Origin of the sequence: Alloyangia pacifica, assembly GCF_020524285.1 — a bacterium.
Lineage (GTDB): Bacteria > Pseudomonadota > Alphaproteobacteria > Rhodobacterales > Rhodobacteraceae > Salipiger > Salipiger pacificus_B.
In genome coordinates this window covers 92,177-112,870 of the sequence record NZ_JAIVKX010000011.1, presented here as the reverse complement: position 1 = coordinate 112,870, position 20,694 = coordinate 92,177, and the positions used below count along the sequence as shown (strand labels likewise).

Here is a 20,694-nt window from a genome sequence, read left to right as displayed (position 1 = left end):
TCAAACCGGGAGAGTCCCATGACATTTCTGAAACCCACACGCCGCCTGTTTCTTGGCGGAGCCCTGTCCACCGCTGGCGCCAGGCTGCTCATGCCGACTCGCGCGAGGGCGCAGACGGCGGTCGCCCTGCAGCTCTCGTGGCTGCATTCCGTGCAGTTCGGCGGCAGCTACATCGCGCAGGACAAGGCGTACTGGGCCGACGCCGGTCTCGAGGTTTCGCTTTTGCCGGGCGGACCCAACGCCCCGGTCGAGCCGCCGGTGGTGGCGGGCACGGCACTCGTCGGGATCTCTGCCGCGGATTACACCGCGGCCGCGGTGAACCAGGGCGCGCCGTTCAAGATCATCGGCGTTGCCATGCAGAAGAACCCCTTCGCCATCGCCTCGCTGCCCGAGAACCCGGTGAACAGCCCTGCCGACCTGGTCGGCAAGAAGATCGGCATGGCGCTGGCCAACACGCCGGTGCTCGAGGCGCTCTGCTCGATCAACGATGTCGACATCGAGCAGATCGAGGTGGTGCCGACGCAATACGACGCCGCGCCGCTGGTGCAGGGGCAGGTCGACTGCCTGCTGTGCTGGGCCACGGACCTGCCCGTCGCGATGGAGAGCCAGGGCATCGAGAGCGTGACCATGCTGCTCGCCGATCATGGCTACGCGGTGCATTCGCAGACCTATATCGCCACCGAGGACAGCCTCGCCAACCGCCGCGATCAGCTTGTCGCGCTGATGAAGGGCGAGGTCATGGGCTGGCAGGACTACCACGCCGACCCCGAGGCCGCCGCCGCGCTGACCGTCGAGATGTTCCCCGACGCCGGGCTCGACCTGGCGACGCAGACGCTGCAGGCCGCGCGGCAGGTGCCGCTGATGTTCTCGGCGCTGACCGAGGCCGAGGGCTTCGGCTGGTTCACCGATGAGACCGTCGCCGCCAACGTCGAGACGCTGGCGCTGCTCGGCAAGCCGGTGTCGCCGGAGCTTTGGGATCGGTCCATCCTGGAAGAGGTGCATGGGTAGACCGAACGCGGTGACCGGAGACGCGGGGCCGTGCGGATGAGCGCCCGGCCCGACATACGTCTGGAGGGCGTCGCCAAGAGCTTTGGCGCCGCAGGTCGCCGGATCGAAGCGGTGGCACCTGTCGATCTGGTGCTGGCCGGCGGCCAGATGACCGCGCTGGTCGGGCCGTCTGGATGCGGAAAGTCGACGCTGCTTCGGCTCATCGCCGGGCTCGACGCGCCGACCGAGGGACGCATCAGCATCGGTGCGGAAACCCCGGATGCGCTGCGCCGCCGCGCCGGGCTCGCGGTGGCCTTCCAGGACGCCGCGCTGCTGCCCTGGCGCACGGTCGAGGGCAACGTCGCGCTGGGGAGGGCGCTGGCGCGCAAGCCCCGCGATCCGCGAGCGATCCGCGACCTTATCGCGCTGGTCGGCCTCTCGGGCTTCGGGCGCCGCCGCCCGGCGGAACTGTCTGGGGGCATGCGCCAGCGCGCCGCCATCGCCCGGGCGCTGGCCGGTGAGCCCGACCTGTTGCTCCTGGACGAACCCTTCGCCGCGGTGGACGCGCTGACCCGCGACCGCCTGAATGCCGAGCTGCCGCCGCTCTGGGAGGCGCGCGGCGCGACCTCGGTGCTGGTCACCCATTCGGTCGCCGAAGCGGTGCGCCTGTCGGACCGCGTCCTCGTGCTGACGCCCCGTCCGGCGCGGGTGGCCGCCGACATCGCGGTACCGCTGCCGCATCCGCGCAATGCCGACGTCTTGGCCTCCGAGGACTTTCGCGCGCTTTGCAGCGACGTCACCGAAGCCCTGCGTGTTCACCAGTTCCCCCAGAGCGTCGCGGCGCAATGACCACGCGGCGACCGGCCCTGTCACGCGACCCGGCACCGCGGGCTGCTGCGAGATCGCTGCCCCGCGGCAGCGGGCCGCTGCTGGTGCTGCTGCTTTGGGAGGCGCTGGCCCGTGCCACGGCCAGCGGCTTCATCATCGCCGCACCAAGCCAGATCGTGCACCACCTTGCGACCCACGCGGAGCTGCTCCTGCGGGCGCTCGGCACCACCGGCTGGGCGGCGCTGCGCGGCTTCGTCTGGGGCAATCTCGCCGGGGTGTTGCTGGCGCTGGCGGCGGTGCTGGTGCCGCGCGGCGAACGGCTGCTGTCGACGCTGGCGCTGCTGGTCTTCTGCCTGCCGCTGGTCGCCACCGGCCCGATCCTGCGGGTGCTCTACGGGCCGGGCGCGGGGCCGCAGGTCACGCTGGCCGCGCTGGCGGTCTACTACACCACCTTTCTGCCGGTGCTGGTGGGGCTGCGCGCGGCGCCGCAGGGCTGGTTTGACCTCGTGCGCAGTTATGGCCGCGGTCGGATGACCGAGCTGCGCGAGGTGCGCCTACCTGCGGCGCTGCCCTATCTCGTTGCCGGGCTGCAGATCGCGGCGCCGGCGGCGTTTCTCGGCGCCATGGTCGGCGAGTTCACCGGTGCAGAACGCGGTCTCGGCGTGCTCACCGTGCGCGCGCTGCGGGCGCTGGACCTACCGGCGACCTGGAGCATCGCGGGACTCGCCGCGGCGGTGTCTATGCTCGCCTTTGCCGCGGTGGGTTGGCTCGGGCGCCGTCTCGACCTCGCGCCGCCCGAGGTGCTGCTGGCGCCGCCTGTCGTGCGTGGGCGCCGGGCCTGGAGCGGGCTCGCCGAGGCCGCCCTTGCACTCGGCGTGACGCTGCTGGTCTGGAAGGGCAGCATGGCGGTCTTCGGCCTGCCGCGCTTCTTCGCGCGGCGCCCGGAGGACGTCTGGAGCTACCTGGTGACCGCGCCCGGCGCCGGGGCGCAGCGGCAGCGGCTGTTCGCCGCGCTCGGCGAGACGCTGGTGCTGGCGGTGCCGGGGTACCTGGCGGGTCTGCTGCTGGGGGCGGGGCTGGCTCTGGCACTGGCGCTGCGGCCGCGCTTGGCGGGCGCGGTGATCCCGCTGTCGATCGCGCTGCGTTCGATCCCGATCGTCGCCACCGCGCCGCTGATCGTCTGGGCGCTCGGCCGGGGCGCGACCGGGAGCATCGCCGTCGTCGCCACGATGATTTTCTTCCCGACGCTGATCGCCTGCCAGCACGGGCTTGCCCGCACACCGCGCGCGGTGCTCGACCTCTTTGCCGTCTATGACGCAAGCCCGCTCCTGCGCGCGCAACTGCCGGCCATGCTGCCCGCCTTCTTCGCCTCTGCCCGCATGGCCATTCCCGCGGCAATCCTTGCCGTGACCACCGCTGAATGGCTGGCCACCGGGCGCGGCATCGGTGCGCTGTTGGCGACGGTCGCGTCGACCTCGGACTACGGAATGCTCTGGAGCGCCATCGCGCTCATCGGGCTCGCCTCGGTGCTGGCGCATGCGCTCTTGGCCTCGGTGGAACGCCGGATCCTGTCCCGGACCAGCGCGGAGCAGCTGGCCCGATGAGACCCTGCGCCTTTGCCATTCCCGGCGATCATCGCCAGAAGACAGGCGGCTTCATCTACGAGCGCCGTCTGCTCGAAGAGCTGCAGGCCACCGGGCGGCAGGTGACCCATGTGGCGCTGCCCGCGGGAGCCGCCACCGCCGTGCAGGACGCTCGGTTGCGCAGCGAGGTGCGCGCGACGCTCGAGACGCTGCCCCCCGGGCTGCCGCTCATCCTCGACGGGCTGGTCTTCGCGGCGATGCGGTCCGAGGATCTGGCGCGACTGTCCCGCCCCGTGGTGGCGATGCTGCATCACCCGATGGGGATGGAGCAGGGGGTTGCACCTGACCTCGCGCGGCATCTTCTGGCGCAGGAGACGGCGAACCTCGCGCTCGCGGCAGAGATCGTTGTCACCAGCCCGCACACCCGCGAGACCTACATCGGGCTTGGCGCCGATCCGGCGCGGATCACCGTTGCGCTGCCGGGATACGACGGGCCGCGCGGCCTGCCGCAGCGCGACTCCGGTCCCCGCATTCTCTCGGTCGGTCTGCTGGCGCGGCGCAAGGGCCATGACGTTCTGATCCGGGCGCTTGCCGAGGTCGCCGACCTGGCGTGGAACGCCCGCATCGTCGGCAAGACCCATGACGCGGCGGTTGCTGACGAGCTGGCCGCGCTCATCGCCGAACTTGGGCTCGAGGGGCGGGTCGTATTGGCCGGGGAACTGTCCGATGCAGCCCTGTCCGACGCCTATCGAAACGCACGTATCTTCGCGCTCGCGACGCGCTATGAGGGCTACGGCATGGCGCTCGCCGAGGCGCTCTGCCACGGCCTGCCGATCGTGAGCTGCGCCGCTGGCGCTGTCCCGGGCACCGTCGGGGATGCGGCGCTGCTGGCGCCTCCCGACGATCCGCGCGCCTTCGCCGCACACCTGAGAAGGTTGCTGGAGTCCGAGGCGGCGCGCGCGCAGCTTGCCGGGCGCTCCCGCGCGCTTGGCCGCGCGTTGCCGCGATGGTGCGACACCGCTGCGGACATGGGGCGGGTGCTGGACGGGCTGCGGAGCTAGTGGCCACCCGGGTGGTGTAGACGGCCGCGTGCGGAGGCTCTGGTGTTGTTGTCGATTTGTCCGCGCGGCGGGCCGACAGCCCGTCGTCCGCCGTGTAGACGAGGATCGTCTTTTCGCCCCCGTGAAGGGCGTCCTGGATGCGCTTCAGTCCGGTATCGACCTCGGCCACGGTGGTCTGATACTCACAGTACGCCTTGCGGGGCTGATCCTTGTCCCGATCTTGCGCGGGTAGAATGGCGCCGGCGTCCGGGTGACCCCGGTCAAGAGCGGGGCGTCCGCTGCGTGTCTTCGCTCCGGCCAAGGTTGTCACGCTCTGCCCTGGCGTCCTTCAAGTATGGTCCGAGACCGCGGCTGTCGGCCGGGATCTCGCTCCATCTGGTCCAGGTCTTGCGGTGCGGGGCGCGCGGGGGCTTGGCGCGGGTCTCGCCGACGCATTCCTCTTGGCACCGGGCGATGCGGCGCAGTCTGGCCAGGTCCGCCACCTCGAGACGGTCGGGCGCTAGGAGCCTTATGGCCTCCTTGTCGTGCAACTGGCGCAGGGAGCGGCAGAGCGTCTCGACCGTCATGTCCAGAAGGGAGGCCAGATCCCGGCGGCTCAGGCAGATGTGCAGGCTGCCGGCATCGCCGGCGTCGGAGTGTGCGAGTTCTTCCAGCAGCCAGAATGACAGCCGCTGCAGCGTGGTGCGCCCGCGCATGTTCAGCACCGAGCGCTGCATTTGCTCAAGCTCGTAGTGCATCGTCGCCATGAACGACTGGAAATGCGATGGCTTCTCCTTCAGGAAGCTGTCCCAGACCTGCCGGGACATCCAACACACCCGGGCCTCTGTCGCCGTCTCCCAGGAAAACAGGCTCCCCGTGTTTTCGGGCACGTGTATCAGCTGGCCGCGTCGCCTGATCTGCAGCAGGTGGTCGTCCCCGCCCTCGGTGACGGTGCCGATCTTGATCACGCCACCGGCGATGATTCCGATCTTCTCGAGCGGCTCGCCCTGCATCACGATTTCCGCGCCGCGCGGATAGGTCACAAGGGTGCTCCTGCTGGAGACTTCCCGGAGTGAATGGGCGTCGAGAGTGACGCAAAATCCGGATTTTCTTGCTGCGCAATGGTTGCAGCGGCACTCCTGTGACTGCCTGGATGTCACGTAGGTCTGCATGTCCTCCCCCCTTGGAGACTCCTCCCGGAGTCCATGATTTCAGAAATTGGAATGTGAAATCATCAGGAGAATTGAGTAGATTTGTGCAGGACTGCTGTCGGGCTGGCATATCGACCCGAGCGATTGGGCGGTGCCTAGGCGGGGCAGGCAGGACGGGCCGTCCTCCGAGCTGGCAGGTGCCGGAACATTGCTGTTCTCCGGCACCACATCGCGCGGTCAGGCGGATTTGACCTCGACTTTTCGCTCCGTCATGAGGGCTTCCTTCGATTTCGGCAAAGTCACTTTCAGGACGCCCTTGGTGAATTCCGCTTCGATCTTGTCGCGATCGACGTCCTGCGGCAGCCGGATGCTGCGCTGGAAGCTTCCCCAGCGGCGTTCGTGCAGGTGGTAGGTGCCGTCTTCCGTCTCCTCCTCGGCGGATTTCTCGCCGCTGATCGTCAGGCTGCCATTGCTGATCTTCACAGTGACCTGTTCGGGCTCGAGACCGGGCAGTTCCGCGGTGATCGAATAGCCCTTGTCGGTCTCGGCCAAATCCACGGCGGGTGTCAGGACCAGCGGCTTGGCATCCGCGCCTTGCCGGCCCGGCGCCCTGTCGAACCATTGCCGGGGCTCGAAGGTATCGAAAAGGCGCTCCATCTCGTCGCGCAGAGAGCCGAAGCCGGACCACTGTCCGAGCGGGGCGGGGTGCTGGGCCGCGCGGGGAGCTTTGCTTTCCTCGGACACGGGGATGTCGGATTTCTTGGACATTGTGACCTCCAAAGTCTTGTCGAAGTGCCGCCGACGGACCTTTGGAACGGAAGCAGGGCCAGTCGGCGGCGGTGTTCGCGGGCCCGGTTGGGGTGCCGGGGTGGACTCAGGGACAGCTGATCCGCGAAGCCTCCCACCCATGATCCTTTTTTGCCTCGTGTGCATTGATGGCTGTCAACCGGCGGGGGCGGGGAATGCCGGTACGTGGGGGCCGGGTGAGTTTTCGAAGGAGTCGCCGCGGTCAGGCGGCGGTATCCGCCTCCTTGTCCGATTTGGGCTCGAGCGCATTGGCCAGCACGTCGTCCACCGTCTTCAGCCAGACGAAGCTCACCCGCCGACGGGCCGTCTCGGGGATGTCTTCGAGATCGGCGTGGTTTCGTTCGGGCAGGAGCACTCGCGTGATCCCGGCGGTCGCCGCCGCAACCACCTTCTCGCGGATGCCACCCACCGGCAGCACCAGCCCCCGCAACGAGATTTCCCCCGTCATCGCCGTATCGCTGCGCAGCTTGCGGTCGAGCAGGAGCGAGGCCAGCGCCGCGAAGATCGCCGTGCCGGCGCTCGGCCCGTCCTTGGGAGTCGCACCGGCGGGGACGTGGACGTGGATGTCGGAGGTCTCGAACAGCTGCGGGTCGATCCCGAGGGTCGCGGCCCGGGCCTTGACCAGTGTCACGGCGGCCTGCGCGCTCTCGCGCATCACCTCGCCGAGTTGGCCGGTGAGGGTCAGGCGCCCCTTGCCCGGCACCCGGCTGGCCTCGATGAACAGGATGTCGCCGCCGACCGGCGTCCAGGCGAGCCCGGTGGCGACCCCCGTGAGGCTGGTCCGCAGGGCGATCTCGTTTTCGAAGCGCGCGGGGCCGAGAATTCCGGGCAGGTCGGTCTCGGAGATGGTCTTGGCCTCGGTCCTGCCTTCCGCGAAGCTGACCGCCACGTGGCGCAGCAGCGCGCCGATCTTCTGCTCGAGGCCGCGGACTCCCGACTCGCGGGTGTAGCCGCGGATGAGCGCATGAAGCGCAGCATCCTCGATCCGCACCTGTTCGGCCGTCAATCCGGTCGCGGCAAGCTGCGCCGGGACGAGGTAGCGCCGGGCAATCTCCAGCTTCTCCTCCTCGAGATAGCCTGCCAACGCGATGATCTCCATGCGATCGCGCAGCGGTGCCGGGATCGTCTCGAGCGTGTTTGCGGTGCACAGGAAGACCACGTGCGACAGGTCGAAATCCGTACCGAGGTAGTTGTCATGGAAGCTGGCGTTCTGCGCCGGGTCCAGCACCTCGAGCAACGCGGCAGAGGGATCGCCGCCGAGCCCGTGGCCGAGCTTGTCGATCTCGTCGAGCATCAGCACGCAGTTGCGCGCCCCGGCGCGGCGGATCTGCTGGATCACCATGCCGGGCATCGCGCCGACGTAGGTGCGGCGGTGGCCGCGGATTTCCGCCTCGTCGTGCACGCCGCCGAGGCTGAGCCGCGCGAAGGGCCGATGCAGCGCCCGCGCGATGCTCTGGCCCAGCGAGGTCTTGCCCACGCCGGGCGGCCCGACGAAACACAGGATCGGTGCCTTGCCCGCAGGGGCGAGGCGGCGCACCGCAAGATACTCGATAATGCGGGCCTTGATCTTTTCGAGCCCGTAGTGATCGGCATCCAGCGTCTGCCGGGCCGCGGCGAGGTCGATGCTGGTCTCCTCGGGCAGCCGCCAGGGTAGGTCGAGGATGGTGTCGAGCCAGCTGCGCAGCATGGCGGCTTCGGCGCTGCCCGGGGCCATGCCCTCGTAGCGGCCAAGCTCGGCAAGCACGTGCCTCTCGGTCTCCTCCGGCATGCCTGCCGCCATCACGGCGCTCGAGAGCCCGGCCACGTCCTCGCCCCCGCCCGCACCGGTCTCGCCGAGCTCGCGGCGGATGGCGGCGAGCTGTTCGCGCAGGATAACCTCGCGGTTGCGGCCCTCGAGCTCCTCGCGGGCCTGTTCGCTGATCTCGCGGGTGATGCGCAGCACTTCCACCCGGCGGCTCAGTTTCCGGGTCATCGCCTCGATGCGGTCGGAGATCTCCGGCGTCTCCAAGAGCGCTTGCCGCTCCTCGGTGGACATGTCCGTATAGCCCGCCGCGAGGTCGGCGAGGTAGCCGGGCTCGTCGATCTGGGCCACGGACTCGGCAAGGCCCTCGGGGGCCTCGGGCAGCATGTGCAGGAGTTGCACGGCCAGCTCGCGCAGGTGCAGGAACCGGGCCTCGGTTTCGGGGCGGGGATCGTGAATCTCCTCGACCGGCGCGACCCGGGCCACGAGGAAGGGCGCATCCGGAAGAAGCTCCAGCAGGCGGAAACGGGCGCTGCCGCGGCAGATCACGTGGTGGCCGCCATCGGGGGTGGTCACGTAGCGCAGGATCTCGGCGACACAGCCGATGGGGTGGAGGCCCGCGGCATCGGGGGCCTCGTCCTCAGGGGCGCGCTGGAGGATGATGCCGATCGGCAATTCGTCGCGCAGCGCCCGCTCGGTGCCTGCGATCGAGACCGGACGGTCGATGGCGAGCGGAAAGACGGTGCCCGGGAAACCGACGAAATTGCGTACCGGCAGCAGGATCAGCCCATCCTCGGGGATCGCAAAGGCAGGCTCGCCGGGGGTGGGCATGTTCGTTTCGGTCATGTCGCGGCCTCCGGAAGCTTGACGAGCCGGACGACGAGGCAGCCCGGCGCAGTCTCGCGGCTCACCCGGTACGGCATGTCGGGAATGGTCACACGGCGCTCGAAGCGCCCCCAGGGCAATTCCAGCCGCAGAATCGACGAGGTTCCGAGCTCCGGCGGGCGCGCGCGAAGCCCGCGCAGGGTCAGCGCGCCGCCGGCGACCTCGATCTCGACCGAGTCGGGATCAACCCCGGGGAGCACCACATAGGCGACCAGCTCCGTTGCGGTCTCTATGAGGTCCAGCGGCGGCTCCCAGGTCATCGGCGGGCCGAGCCCGAACGCCAGTTGCCGCAACTCGTCCAGGCGGCCCAGCCGGTGCAGGGCATCGGCGAGCATTCGGTTCTGAATCGATTTCGAGATCATGCGCTGGCCTCCGGCCGATGCCACGAGACTGACACGGGTCGGAGGCCGCGGCATTGTCGGGGCGCAATCCATCGCGCCGGGGGTGCCGTGCGTTCGATGGCGACCGTTAAGCGCCGTCACCCCGCTTCCGCGCGGGCAGAGCCTGTTCGCGCGCGAGCCTGACCCGGCCGGTGAAGACATAGCCGACCCCGCGTACCGAACGGATCAGCCTGTCCGCGCTGCTGGCGGTCGGTTCGATCTTGCGGCGGAGCCGTGCAACGTGCCCGTCGATCGTGCGGTCCTCGGGTGACCAACTCCGCCCGTGCAGGGCCTGGCAGATCTCGTCGCGGGTCAGGATGCGGCCCGGGTGTTGCACGAAGAGCGCGAGCAGTTTCCGCTCGAGCCCCGTCAGGTCGACAGAGCTCCCGTTGAGGTTGGTCAGAACTCCGCGCTTTGCATCGAAGATGGCGTGATCGAAGAGGATGATCGCATGGTCCGAAATCTCGCGTCGGTAGAGCTCGAGCGCTTTTCGGACGCGCAGCACAACTTCCCGAATATGAAACGGCTTGACGATATAGTCGTCCGCGCCGCATTCGAGCCCGCGGATGCGATCTTCCGGGGCGGTCTTGCTCGAGATCATCAGGATGGGAATGTCCCATTTTTCGCGCAACGCATGAGCGATCGGAAGTCCGTCCTCAGCGCCGAGGACCAGATCCAGCGTCACCAGATCGACCTGATACGCCTCGAGCGCGTCAAACAGGGTAGCGCGATCGCAAGCCTCACGCACACTCCAGTTCTCGGCCTCGAATGCGGTGCGCAGGGCGTCGCGCACGCACCGGTCTTCGTCGGCAACAAGAATCGTAACGGTCGCCATCTCCGCACCCTTTGCTGTGGTAACAGAATACCAAAGAGTCGGAATGCGCTGAACGCCCTACGGAAATGAAGTCCAATTTCTACTTAATCGTGCGCGGGAAAGTCTCGATTCAACCCTATTATAAATAACGATAATTGCCATTCGACATCGGGCTTCCCCCTCCCAGTCTGGGCAAGACTTCTGCGATTGATCGGATTGCCTCAAAACTCCTGAAGCCCCGCTAGGCGGGTGACTGCTCCGCGCCCTGCGGCGCATTGCGCAGGGCGCGGAGCGCATTGAGGACCACCGCCACGTCGATCAACGCGTGCAGCAAGGCACCTTCGACCGGCTCCAGATATCCCAGCGCCGCGGCGACCATGCCGATCACCGACAGGCCGATCCCCGCCACCACGCTTTGCAGGGCGATCCTCCGGGCGGGCGCCGGGCGCCTCGGGCGCGGTGTGAACGTATTCGAACCTTCCGACCCGGACGTTGCGTCCCTAGACGGTGCCCGCAACGCCTTCGCCCGGCGCCTCATGCCTGTCCGTCGAGGTTGCAAGCCCCCCCCCGGGCTCTTGGCAGCGTCGACAACGGCCTGGGCGACGGGATGCTTGGAGACCTGGTCGAGCGAGGCCGCCAGCCGCAGCACCTTGTCTCCGGTCAACGGCCCGGCGCTCTCGATCCCGGTGATCCGCGGTTGCCCGTCGGTGAGCGTACCGGTCTTGTCGAGCACCAGCGTCTGGGTGCGGGCCATCGCCTCGAGCGGTTGCGCGCGCTTCACGAGCACCCCGTAGTGCGCCGCCCGCGACAGGCCGGCCACAAGCGCTACCGGCACCGCAAGGATGAGCGGGCAGGGGGTGGCAATCACCAGCACGGCCACCACGCGCACCGGGTCCGAGGTGGTCCACCAGGCCGCGAGGGCAATGGTGACCGCGACCAGCAGAAACCCGAGCGACCAGCGGTCCGCCAGCCGCGCCATCGGGGCCTTCGAGCGTTGCGCTGCCTCGACCAGTCGGACGATGCCCGCATAAGTGCTTTCCTCGACGCGTCGCGAGCATGTCGAAGGGCTCGCCCGGGCTTGCCGCGCCGCTGCTTGAGATCGTCGGCAGTGTCCGCCGCGGCGAGGTCGGGCGGGGTGCCGGCAATCCAGGCGCTACGGGCGACCGCGGGATGGCCCAAGAGGTGCAGGCAGATCCCCGCCACGAGGCCCGCCAGCGCAAGCCCGAGCGTCGCGGTCTTTTCACGGTCGATACTGATAATTCCGGAGTTTTCCCGCATGGCGTCCCGAGGCTGTGCGTTTCACGCCGCCGAAGAGAGAAGGGGTAGGGATCGTTTGACAGCAGACCTTGATGCCCTCGGCAGGCCTGCGGGACGACGCCCTCGGCGGGCCGCTTATCGCCCTGGAATGAGATCACCTCGGAGTGGCGTGCATACCCGAGCGGCGCCCCGCGCGCATTGACGGCCGTCAACCGGCGCGGTGGGAAAACCGCTAGACCTAGCACGTAGAGGGGAAGACGGCTTCGGGAGGAGGCCATGTCTCAGGGCGAAAAGCTCGAAGCCCGCTCGGGTCCGGCAGAGGGTGCGCATGCGCCCTGGTCCGATGTGCCCGGGCTGATCGATGCCCCGGGTGGCAGCGTGAACATCGCCTACGAGGCGGTGGACCGTCACGTCGTTCATGGGCATGGCGCGGAGACCGCCCTGCTCTGGCTCGGGGCCGAGGGGGCACGGCGGACGCTCTCCTTCGCCGAGCTTGCCGAGCAGACGGCGCGCTTCGCGAATGTCCTGCGCGCGCATAGGCTGACATGCGGCGACAGCGTCTACGCGCTGATGGGGCGGGTGCCGGAACTCTACGTCACCGCGCTTGGCACGCTGAAGGCCGGCCTGGTGTTCACGCCGCTGTTTTCCGCCTTCGGACCCGAGCCGATCCGCACGCGCATGGAGATCGGCGGCGCGACGGTGCTGGTGACGACCGAAGCGCTCTACCGGCGCAAGATCGCGCCCTGGCGCGATCAGATGGCCTTTCTGCGACTGGTGCTGATCCTCGGAGACGACGCACCCGAGGGCTGCGTCGCGCTTGGCTCGGCACTGGCGGCAGCGGCGCCCGTGTTCGAACCGGTGCCGACGCGGCCCGAAGACCCGGCGCTGATCCATTTCACCTCGGGCACCACGGGCCGCCCCAAGGGCGCCGTGCACGTTCACGGCGCGGTGCTCTACCATGCCTTCTCGGGGCGCGTGGCGCTCGATCTGACGCCGGGCACGATCTACTGGTGCACCGCCGATCCGGGCTGGGTCACCGGCACCTCCTACGGCATCATCGCGCCCCTGGTGAACCGCGTGAGGATGATCGTCGACGAGGCGGAGTTCGACCTGCAGCGCTGGTACGAAACCGTCCAGCGCGAGAAGGTCGAGGTCTGGTACACCGCCCCCACCGCGATCCGCATGATGATGCGCTCCGGCACGGAAGCGGCGGCGCCCTACGACTTCTCCTCGCTGCGCTTTCTGGCCAGCGTCGGCGAGCCGCTGAACCCCGAGGCGGTGACCTGGTCCGAGGCGGTCTTCGGCCAGCCCTTCCACGACAACTGGTGGCAGACCGAGACGGGCGGCATCATGATCGCCAACCGGCCGGGGATGGCGGTGCGGCCCGGCTCGATGGGCAGGCCGCTGCCGGGCATCGAAGCCGGTATCATGCAGGGGGGCGGCAACGGGCTGCGCGCGCTCGGCGACGGCGAGGTCGGCGAGCTGGCGCTGCGCCCCGGCTGGCCGTCGATGATGCGCGCCTACCTCGGCGAGCAGGCGCGCTACGACAAGTGCTTCGTGGAGGGCTGGTACCTCAGCGGCGATCTCGCTATGCGCGATGCCGACGGGTATTTCTGGTTCGTCGGCCGCGCCGACGACCTGATCAAGAGTTCCGGTCACCTGATCGGACCCTTCGAGGTGGAAAGCGCCCTGATCGAACATCCCGCCGTTGCCGAGGCCGGCGTCATTGGCATTCCCGACGAGACGGCGGGCGAGGTGGTGAAGGCCTATGTGACGCTCAACCCGGGCTTCTCGGCCTCCGAGGACCTGGAGCGCGCGCTGCGCGGCCATGCCCGGGCGCGGCTCGGGCCCGCGGTGGCCCCGCGCGAGGTGATCTTCCGGACGACCCTGCCCAAGACCCGCTCGGGGAAAATCATGCGCCGCCTGCTGAAGGCCCGCGAACTGGGTCTGCCCGAGGGAGATATTTCCACGCTGGAGACGGACGAGTCATGAGCCCCTCGGACACCAGCGCTACGAAACCCAGACTCGACCGGGCGCATGTGCTCTCGCTGCTGCGGCAGATGGTCCGGATCCGCAGGTTCGAGGACACCTGCGCCGAGCTCTACACGCAGGAAAAGATACGCGGCTTCCTGCATCTCTACGACGGCGAGGAGGCCGTTGCGGCCGGGGTCATCCCGGCGCTGGAACCGCGCGACCGGATCGTGGCGACCTACCGCGAGCATGGCCACGCGCTGGTGCGCGGCGTGCCGATGACCGCCGTCATGGCCGAGATGTACGGCAAGGCCGAGGGCTGCTCGGGCGGACGTGGCGGCTCGATGCACCTCTTCGATGCGGCGCGGAAATTCTACGGCGGCAATGCCATCGTCGGCGGCGGTCTGCCGCTTGCGACGGGGCTGGCGCTGGCCGACCGAATGCAGAACAGCGCTTGCGTCACCGCCTGCTTCTTCGGCGAGGGGGCGGTGGCCGAGGGCGAGTTCCACGAGGCGATGAACCTCGCGGCGCTGTGGCACCTGCCGGTGCTCTTTGTCTGCGAGAACAACGGCTACGCCATGGGCTCCGCGCTGGCCCGGACCGAGGCGCTCACCGACATCTCGCGCAAGCCGGCGTGTTACGGCATCGAGGCGCGGCAGGTCGATGGCATGGATGTGGTCGCCGTCGAGGTCGCGGCGCGTGGCGCCATCGCGCGGATCCGCGAGACCGGCGCCCCGCAGTTTCTCGAATGCCTAACCTACCGCTTCCGGGCGCATTCCATGTTCGACCCCCAGCTCTACCGGGACAAGGCGGAGGTCAAGCGTTGGCGACAGCAGGGCCCGATCGTGAAGTTCCGCGGCTGGCTGCTGGAGACCGGCTTGATCCACGAAACGGACGTGGCCGAGATCGAGCAGCAGGTCGATGCCGAGATCGCCGATGCCGAGGCCTATGCCGAGGCCGGGAGCTGGGAGCCGGTAGAGATGCTCACTGCCCATGTGCTGGGCCCGCCGCCCGCGCCACCGCCAGCTCCTGCGTCCTCCGGAGACCTGGTCGAGATGACCTATCGCGAGGCACTCCGGCTCGGTCTTCGCGACGCCCTCCGCCGCGACGAGCGCGTCTTCCTGATGGGTGAGGACGTGGGGGCCTACGGCGGTTGCTATGCCGTCTCCAAGGGGCTGCTGGAGGAGTTCGGCGAGGCCCGCATCCGCGACACACCGCTGAGCGAGAGCGGCTTCACGGGCGCGGGGATCGGGGCCGCCGCCGCCGGCATGCGGCCCATCGTCGAGCTGATGACGGTGAACTTCTCGCTGCTGGCGCTCGACCAGATCCTCAACTCGGCCGCCACGCTGCGGCACATGTCGGGTGGGCAGTTCGGCGTGCCGCTGGTGATCCGCATGGCCACCGGCGCGGGAAAGCAGCTGGCGGCGCAGCATTCGCACAGCCTCGAGGGCTGGTACGCGCATATCCCGGGGCTGAAGGTGCTCGCCCCGGCAACGCTGGAGGACGCGCGGGGGATGCTCTGGACCGCGCTGCAGGATCCTGACCCGGTGCTGATCTTCGAGAACGTCATGCTCTACAACCGCAGCGGCCAGATCGACAGCGCCGCGGGTGCGGTGGAGATCGCCTCGGCCGCCATCCGGCGCGCCGGGACGGATCTCAGCCTGATCACCTACGGCGGCTCCCTGTTCAAGACGCTGGAGGCCGCCGAGGCGCTGGCGGAAGAGGGCATCTCCGCCGAGGTCATCGACCTGCGCAGCCTGCGCCCGCTCGACGAGGCGACGATCATCGCCTCGGTGTCCAGAACCCGCCGGGCGCTCGTCGTCGACGAGGGCTGGCGCAGCGGCGCGCTGGCGGCCGAGGTCTCCGCCCGGATCATGGAGCAGGCATTCTGGTCGCTCGATGCGCCGGTCGGCCGGGTCTGTTCGGCCGAAGTGCCGATCCCCTATGCCCGGCATCTCGAGCAGGCGGCGATCCCGCAGGTGCCCGCGATCGTCGCGGCGGCCCGCGCCCTGCTGGGGGGCGGCTGATGGTGGGAGGTGGCTGATGGGGCTCTTCACCATGCCCTCGCTCGGCTCGGACATGGAGGCCGGCACATTGGCCGAATGGCTGGTGAAACCGGGCGACCGGGTGTCTCGCGGTGACGTCGTGGCCGTGGTCGAGACCCAGAAGGGCGCGATCGAGATCGAGTGCTTCGAGGACGGCGTGGTCGACGAGCTGCGCGCCGAGGTCGGGGCAGAGGTGCCGGTCGGAGCGCCCCTCGCGCTGATCCTTGCGCCGGGCGAAGATCGCCCCGCCGAGCGCGGCCCCGAGCCACAGCACCCGAAGCCGCCTACCGCGCAGCCGGTGTCCCCGCTGCCGCCGGAGACGCCGCACGGTCCTGCCGCCTCGCCGGCGGCGCGGATGCGGGCGCGCGATCTCGGGGTTGATCTTGCGGGGCTGACCGGCAGCGGCCCGGGCGGCGCGATCCTTCTCGCAGACGTCGTCCCGCCCGCCGAGGTCATGCCGCAACCGGTCCCGCGTGCCGACGCCCAGACCGAGATGCGCCGGGCGATCGCCGCGGCGATGACCCGGGCCAAACGCGAGATTCCGCATTTCTACCTCTCGGCCACCATGGATGTGCAGCCCGCGCGGGACTGGTTGAGTGCGCGCAACGCGGACCGGCCACCGGACGAGCGGCTTTTGCTTGGCGCGCTCTTCGTCCGCGCGGTGGTGCTTGCGGCGCGGGCGGTTCCGGTGATGAACGGGCACTACCGCGACGAGGCCTTTCACCCGGCACCCGGGGTGAATGTCGGCGTGGCGGTCGCGCTGCGCGGCGGCGGGCTGGTCGCCCCTGCGCTCATCGGTGCGGAAAGGCTGGATCTTCCCGCAACGATGGCCGGGATGCGGGATCTCGTGATGCGCGCCCGTGCCGGGCGGCTGCGGGGCTCGGAAATGAGCGAGGGCACGATCACCGTCTCGAGCCTTGGCGAGACCGGTGCCGAGGCCATGGCCGGGGTCATCTTTCCGCCGCAGGTGGCGCTGGTCGGCATCGGCGCGCCGCAGCTTCGACCCTGGGTGGTGGCGGGAGCGATCGTCCCGCGCCACGTCGTGACCGTGACCGTCTCCGCCGATCACCGGGTCAGTGACGGACGGCAGGCGGCGCGCTTTCTCGCCGCCTTTGAAAAGCAGATCGCAACGCCGGAGGGCCTATGACAGAGACAGAGATGCGCCGTGCCTTCATCGACGCGCTTGTCGGCGTGGCACCCGACATCGACCCGGGCAGTCTCGGCGCGGAAGATCACATCCAGCGCGATCTCGGGCTCGACTCGATGGACGTGCTGAACCTGGTGGCGGCGCTGCACGACCAGCTCGGGATCGACATCCCCGAGGCCGACTACCCGCAGATCGCCACGCTGGCCCTGGCGGTGCCCTACCTGCAGGCGGCAGGAGCATCACGGCAGGGATGACCTCGGCCAGGGGAAAGGGGGCATCGCGGCGCGGATCTGCTAGGCTGGGGCGGGGAGGCGCGAGCGGATGATCACGGTTCGGGTGAACGGACGGCAAGTCTCGGTCGAGGAGGGCGCGACCCTGCTCGACGCGGCGCGGGCGGCAGGCGTGCACGTCCCGACGCTGTGCCACCACCCCGGCCTGCCGGCCCATGCCGCCTGCCGCATGTGCCTCGTGGAGGTTTCGGGCGAAGACGACCCGCAACCCGCGTGCCGCGCCGTGGCCAGGGACGGAGACCGAGTGGAGACGGACACCGACGCCCTTCAGGCGTTCCGGCGGTCGGACGCGCAATGGCTGCTCGCGCGCCATCCGAACGATTGCCTGCGCTGCGAGATCGATGGCGCCTGCCAACTCCAGACTCTTGTGCGCGAAAACCAGTGGGAGGATCTCTGGCCCAAGGTTCCCGCCGGTGCGGCGGACACGGGCGATGTCCTGTCGAGCGATCACACCTCGCCCAGCATCTGGCGGGATCTGTCGAAATGCATCGAGTGCGGCCTCTGTGCGGATGTCTGTGGCGAGGCCGTGCAGGAGCAATTCATTATCGGTTTTGCCGGCCGGGGATTCGATCGCCGGCCCGTCACCGTTTTCGACACGCCCCTCAGTGAGACCAAGTGCATTTCCTGCGGCCAGTGCACGCTTGTCTGTCCGGTCGGTGCCCTGATCGAAGCCCCGCACTGGCATGAGGTGCTGCAGACGCTCGACGGGCACCGTCGCGTGTCCGTGGTGCAGGTCGCCCCGGCAACGCGGATCGCCATCAGCGAGGAGTTCGGGCTGGCGCCGGGCACGGTGAGCACGGGCCGCCTGATCACCGCGCTGCGGCAGCTCGGATTCGACTACGTCTTCGACACCAACTTCGCCGCCGACCTCACGATCATGGAGGAAGGCTCCGAGCTTCTGGCGCGGCTTCAGGCCGGCACCGGGCTGCCGCTGTTCACCTCCTGCTGCCCCGGCTGGGTCAATTGGGTCGAGCTCAACCGCCCGGAGCTGCTGCCGCATCTGAGCACGACCAAATCCCCGCAGCAGATGCACGGCGCGATTGCCAAGCGGAGCGGCTTTGCGCGGTCCCTCGGGGCCGATTTCGCCGAGGGCCGGGCAGAACCCTATGTCGTCAGCGTGATGCCCTGCACCGCCAAGAAGGACGAGTCCGCTCGGCCCGGGATGTCCGGCGACGTCGACCAAGTGCTCACGACCCGGGAGCTGGCCCGGATGATCCGCTCGCGGGGCATTCCCTTCGCGTCGCTTTCCGAGGACGGTCACTTCGACAGCCCGCTTGGCGAGAGCACCGGCGCGGCTCAGATCTTCGGTGCCTCGGGCGGGGTCATGGAAGCCATGGTCCGCACGGCGGCGCACCTCAAGGGCGCGGACCATGACCTGCCCTTGGAGTGGCAGGCGCTGCGCGGGGTCGGCGAGGGCATCAAGACCGCGACCATACCCGGTGTCGGCACGGTCGCGGTGTGCAATGGCATCGCCGCGGCCCAACGCATGCTCGAGGGAGAGAGTTGGCGGAGCGACTTCGTGGCCATCGAGGTCATGGCCTGCGTCGGGGGTTGTCTCGGGGGCGGCGGTGAGCCGAAGTCGATGGACCCGGATATCCTCCGGAAACGCGCGGCGGCCATCTACGCCGTCGATGCCGAAGCGCCCCGCCGCAGGTCCTACGAAAACAAGGATGTCCGGGCGCTTTATGCGTCGGAACTCGGGGCACCGAATTCCCCGGCGGCCCACCTGTTGCTTCACACCCGCTATGCCGCCCGGAACTCCCGACGCTCGCTGCTGATGCGCTTCCTTGACTGTGTCGACCGGCGGGACGGGGCGGCGGCCGCGCAGCTGTTCCATCCGGAGGGGGTCTGGTCGACCGCTTCGGAGTTTGGCGACATCGCAGGTGCGGATCGGATTGCGGCCTTTATCGGTCGCACCCTTCCGCCACGAAAATATGGTGGGTCTTTTGTTCGGCACCGGATGGCGTCCGCCGCTGACATCGATGAGCTTACGGTTCTCGCACCCGACGGCAGCCGCAGCAGGTTTCAAGTCGACCTTTGTTCCATAGAAACTGAAGGCACTAAGCAGACGGTGATCCGCAGCCTTCGGCGCCGCATCCTCTGAAGCCCGCACCCCGGCGCTGTGAGCGGGGCCCGCCGATTTGCCGAGTCGCTGCGGAAGGCGAGGCCCGGCTGTGCGGCCACCATGCCTTCAAACGCCCGAAGTGCGGTGGCGCCGACCGATTTCAGCGGCTTCTGCGCAGGTTTTTTTGACCAGCTTTTTTCACGAGCGCTGATGGAGGTTGAAGCCGGAGGCCGGGGCATCGAATTCCGGAATCCGCATGTTTTTAGGCAGCAATCTGCCCTCTTGGGGGAGGAGAGGGTCAAGGTACTTTCATCCTTGCCTTTTCCGAAGCCGGAACGCCTGCGCCCTGGCCGTTGACCGGCGTCAATGACGCTCTCCCTCGCGCCGTGAAACGTTCCGGAGGTCAAAATTCGGAGGGTCTCAAAATGCGTAAATTCATCAATGATCCCGTCCTCCCCTCAGTCTCCGCGGAACTGGCGGCGGCGGTCGGGCGTGGCTCCGGCACGGGCAATGGCGGCGGCAACGGGAACGGCAATGGCGACGGCGGCCACGGTGGCGGCGGGCAGGGCAACGGGAGCGGAAAGCCGCCGGGAGCGGGGACCAAGAAGGGCGACCTGTACGGCGACCAATACGTGCTGCTCCGCGACCTCGATCCGACAGACGGCGGTGGCAATGGCGAGCCGGAACTCGACACGATCAACACCGAGGGGCAGCCGGTGCTGGTGGGTATCGACCCAGCGCAACCGGATGATCCGTTCCCGATCTACTTCACCGAGGACGCCGAGGGCGACTACGAGATTCCGGCGCTCCTGCTGCCCTTCGTGCAGGAGGTGGAACTCGACCGCGCGAACGTCGCACGCGCGCCGGCCTCGGTCATGGCCCACGCGCTGGAGGAGGCGCTCGGCAAGGTCGAGACGGCTGACGAGATCACCACCGACACCGCGGGCCGGATCATGTACAGCACCGATGGCGGCACGACCTTTGCGACGATCGACTCGCCGCTCGAGAACCTCGCCCTCTACCAGCATCTCATGACCACCGGGGGCGACACCGCGGGGGCGTGGCCGGATGTCACCGCCGGCTGGGAGCAACCCTTCCTCGATCTGCTGGGCGGCAACATGACCGATCCCGACTGGGATCCCTCGGCCTTGCTTGGTGCCGCATGGAGCAAGGAGGGCAAGATCACGCTCGACGCGATGCTCTACGAGAACACCACGCTGGGGGTGAATGTCGCCAACAGCGGGACAGGGGAGGTCGACTATTTCGACTTCAGCGATGCCGCGGGCGAGCTTTACGAATACAACCGGCAAACCACCTACGAGAACGTCTGGCTGCGCTGGATCGAGGTCGAGGGAGACGACCTCGACTTTGCCTACGGCAATGTTTTCGTCGCGGTCTTCGAAGGTCAGCAATGGGAGGACGAGATGCTGGTGATCAACTCCGGGCCTACGCCTGAGGAGGATACCTTCGAGACGGATCCCGCTCTGCTTTCGGGGGTCAACGACTTCGCGCAGGCGGCCGATGACTCGCGGGCGGTGATCGAGTTCATCCATGCAAGGTCGGCCGAGGAGATCGACTTCGCCGACATTCCGCCCGAGGACGCTGCCTTGCTTATCTGAAACCTCGCGAACGTGGCTGCCCCCGGCAACACCAGGGGTGGCCACCTACAGCCCGGCTGGCGCGACCGGCGGTTTCTATGGACT

Annotated in this window: 15 protein-coding genes and 1 pseudogene; 10 read left to right on the top strand and 6 right to left on the bottom strand. The window is 68.7% G+C overall.

The features are described from left to right. The first annotated feature begins 18 nt into the window (after positions 1 to 18). The 4 genes from LC039_RS16330 to LC039_RS16315 are packed head-to-tail and all read left to right on the top strand — an operon-like array spanning position 19 to position 4,459. Positions 19 to 1,008, top strand: coding sequence for an ABC transporter substrate-binding protein (locus LC039_RS16330; protein WP_226626388.1), 990 nt, complete (start codon positions 19 to 21; stop codon positions 1,006 to 1,008). Between the two features lie 36 nt (positions 1,009 to 1,044). Continuing rightward, positions 1,045 to 1,836, top strand: a complete 792-nt coding sequence (locus LC039_RS16325; RefSeq protein WP_226626386.1) for an ABC transporter ATP-binding protein — start codon at positions 1,045 to 1,047, stop codon at positions 1,834 to 1,836. Further along, a complete protein-coding gene (locus LC039_RS16320) occupies positions 1,833 to 3,419 on the top strand; it encodes an ABC transporter permease (protein WP_226626384.1) in 1,587 nt (528 codons plus the stop codon). Before LC039_RS16325 ends, LC039_RS16320 begins: the two co-directional genes overlap by 4 nt. Continuing rightward, the gene (locus LC039_RS16315; protein ID WP_226626383.1) at positions 3,416 to 4,459 is read left to right on the top strand and encodes a glycosyltransferase family 4 protein; all 1,044 of its coding nucleotides are present in this window, start codon (positions 3,416 to 3,418) and stop codon (positions 4,457 to 4,459) included. Before LC039_RS16320 ends, LC039_RS16315 begins: the two co-directional genes overlap by 4 nt. 260 nt (positions 4,460 to 4,719) lie before the next feature. Here LC039_RS16315 and LC039_RS16310 read toward each other — a convergent pair whose 3' ends face one another. The 6 genes and pseudogenes from LC039_RS16310 to LC039_RS16285 all read right to left on the bottom strand — a co-directional run. Next, positions 4,720 to 5,610 carry a Crp/Fnr family transcriptional regulator gene (locus tag LC039_RS16310; RefSeq protein WP_226626381.1) on the bottom strand — a complete coding sequence of 297 codons (891 nt, stop codon included), beginning with the start codon at positions 5,608 to 5,610 and terminating at the stop codon, positions 4,720 to 4,722. A 216-nt stretch (positions 5,611 to 5,826) separates the two neighbouring features. Continuing rightward, complete coding sequence (locus LC039_RS16305) at positions 5,827 to 6,357, bottom strand: Hsp20/alpha crystallin family protein (protein WP_226626379.1); 531 nt, start codon at positions 6,355 to 6,357, stop codon at positions 5,827 to 5,829. Between the two features lie 241 nt (positions 6,358 to 6,598). Further along, positions 6,599 to 8,983, bottom strand: a complete 2,385-nt coding sequence (gene lon / locus LC039_RS16300; RefSeq protein WP_226626377.1) for an endopeptidase La — start codon at positions 8,981 to 8,983, stop codon at positions 6,599 to 6,601. Then, positions 8,980 to 9,384, bottom strand: coding sequence for an Hsp20/alpha crystallin family protein (locus LC039_RS16295; protein ID WP_226626375.1), 405 nt, complete (start codon positions 9,382 to 9,384; stop codon positions 8,980 to 8,982). Before LC039_RS16295 ends, lon begins: the two co-directional genes overlap by 4 nt. A 106-nt stretch (positions 9,385 to 9,490) precedes the next feature. Beyond that, a complete protein-coding gene (locus LC039_RS16290) occupies positions 9,491 to 10,237 on the bottom strand; it encodes a response regulator transcription factor (protein ID WP_226626373.1) in 747 nt (248 codons plus the stop codon). A gap of 220 nt (positions 10,238 to 10,457) precedes the next feature. Next, positions 10,458 to 11,307 (bottom strand): annotated as a pseudogene (locus tag LC039_RS16285) (hypothetical protein); the annotation flags it as partial. Positions 11,308 to 11,749: 442 nt separating this feature from the next. Here LC039_RS16285 and acsA point away from each other — a divergent pair. The 6 genes from acsA to LC039_RS16255 all read left to right on the top strand — a co-directional run bounded on the left by acsA (position 11,750) and on the right by LC039_RS16255 (position 20,610). Next, on the top strand, positions 11,750 to 13,465 hold the full coding sequence (gene acsA / locus LC039_RS16280; protein WP_226626370.1) for an acetate--CoA ligase: 1,716 nt from the start codon (positions 11,750 to 11,752) through the stop codon (positions 13,463 to 13,465). After that, positions 13,462 to 15,471 (top strand): pyruvate dehydrogenase (acetyl-transferring) E1 component subunit alpha, encoded by a 2,010-nt coding sequence (gene pdhA / locus LC039_RS16275; protein WP_226626368.1) that lies wholly within the window; start codon positions 13,462 to 13,464, stop codon positions 15,469 to 15,471. Before acsA ends, pdhA begins: the two co-directional genes overlap by 4 nt. A gap of 16 nt (positions 15,472 to 15,487) precedes the next feature. Next, a complete protein-coding gene (locus tag LC039_RS16270; protein ID WP_226626366.1) occupies positions 15,488 to 16,636 on the top strand; it encodes a dihydrolipoamide acetyltransferase family protein in 1,149 nt (382 codons plus the stop codon). Next, positions 16,633 to 16,890, top strand: coding sequence for an acyl carrier protein (locus LC039_RS16265; RefSeq protein WP_226626364.1), 258 nt, complete (start codon positions 16,633 to 16,635; stop codon positions 16,888 to 16,890). Before LC039_RS16270 ends, LC039_RS16265 begins: the two co-directional genes overlap by 4 nt. 67 nt (positions 16,891 to 16,957) lie before the next feature. Continuing rightward, entirely contained in the window at positions 16,958 to 19,030 is a 2,073-nt protein-coding gene (locus tag LC039_RS16260) for a [FeFe] hydrogenase, group A (RefSeq protein WP_226626362.1), read from the top strand. A 386-nt stretch (positions 19,031 to 19,416) separates the two neighbouring features. Continuing rightward, entirely contained in the window at positions 19,417 to 20,610 is a 1,194-nt protein-coding gene (locus LC039_RS16255; protein WP_226626360.1) for a hypothetical protein, read from the top strand. The last annotated feature ends 84 nt before the right edge of the window (positions 20,611 to 20,694 follow it).

Bases quoted from the DNA above. Each gene is read 5' to 3' on its own strand.
- LC039_RS16310 (WP_226626381.1), bottom strand. From the start codon at position 5,610: ATGCAGACCTACGTGACATCCAGGCAGTCACAGGAGTGCCGCTGCAAC.
- LC039_RS16315 (WP_226626383.1), top strand. From the start codon at position 3,416: ATGAGACCCTGCGCCTTTGCCATTCCCGGCGATCATCGCCAGAAGACA.
- pdhA (WP_226626368.1), top strand. From the start codon at position 13,462: ATGAGCCCCTCGGACACCAGCGCTACGAAACCCAGACTCGACCGGGCG.
- LC039_RS16270 (WP_226626366.1), top strand. From the start codon at position 15,488: ATGGGGCTCTTCACCATGCCCTCGCTCGGCTCGGACATGGAGGCCGGC.
- LC039_RS16320 (WP_226626384.1), top strand. From the start codon at position 1,833: ATGACCACGCGGCGACCGGCCCTGTCACGCGACCCGGCACCGCGGGCT.
- LC039_RS16325 (WP_226626386.1), top strand. From the start codon at position 1,045: ATGAGCGCCCGGCCCGACATACGTCTGGAGGGCGTCGCCAAGAGCTTT.
- LC039_RS16255 (WP_226626360.1), top strand. From the start codon at position 19,417: ATGCGTAAATTCATCAATGATCCCGTCCTCCCCTCAGTCTCCGCGGAA.
- LC039_RS16290 (WP_226626373.1), bottom strand. From the start codon at position 10,237: ATGGCGACCGTTACGATTCTTGTTGCCGACGAAGACCGGTGCGTGCGC.
- acsA (WP_226626370.1), top strand. From the start codon at position 11,750: ATGTCTCAGGGCGAAAAGCTCGAAGCCCGCTCGGGTCCGGCAGAGGGT.
- LC039_RS16295 (WP_226626375.1), bottom strand. From the start codon at position 9,384: ATGATCTCGAAATCGATTCAGAACCGAATGCTCGCCGATGCCCTGCAC.
- LC039_RS16265 (WP_226626364.1), top strand. From the start codon at position 16,633: ATGACAGAGACAGAGATGCGCCGTGCCTTCATCGACGCGCTTGTCGGC.
- LC039_RS16260 (WP_226626362.1), top strand. From the start codon at position 16,958: ATGATCACGGTTCGGGTGAACGGACGGCAAGTCTCGGTCGAGGAGGGC.
- LC039_RS16305 (WP_226626379.1), bottom strand. From the start codon at position 6,357: ATGTCCAAGAAATCCGACATCCCCGTGTCCGAGGAAAGCAAAGCTCCC.
- lon (WP_226626377.1), bottom strand. From the start codon at position 8,983: ATGACCGAAACGAACATGCCCACCCCCGGCGAGCCTGCCTTTGCGATC.
- LC039_RS16330 (WP_226626388.1), top strand. From the start codon at position 19: ATGACATTTCTGAAACCCACACGCCGCCTGTTTCTTGGCGGAGCCCTG.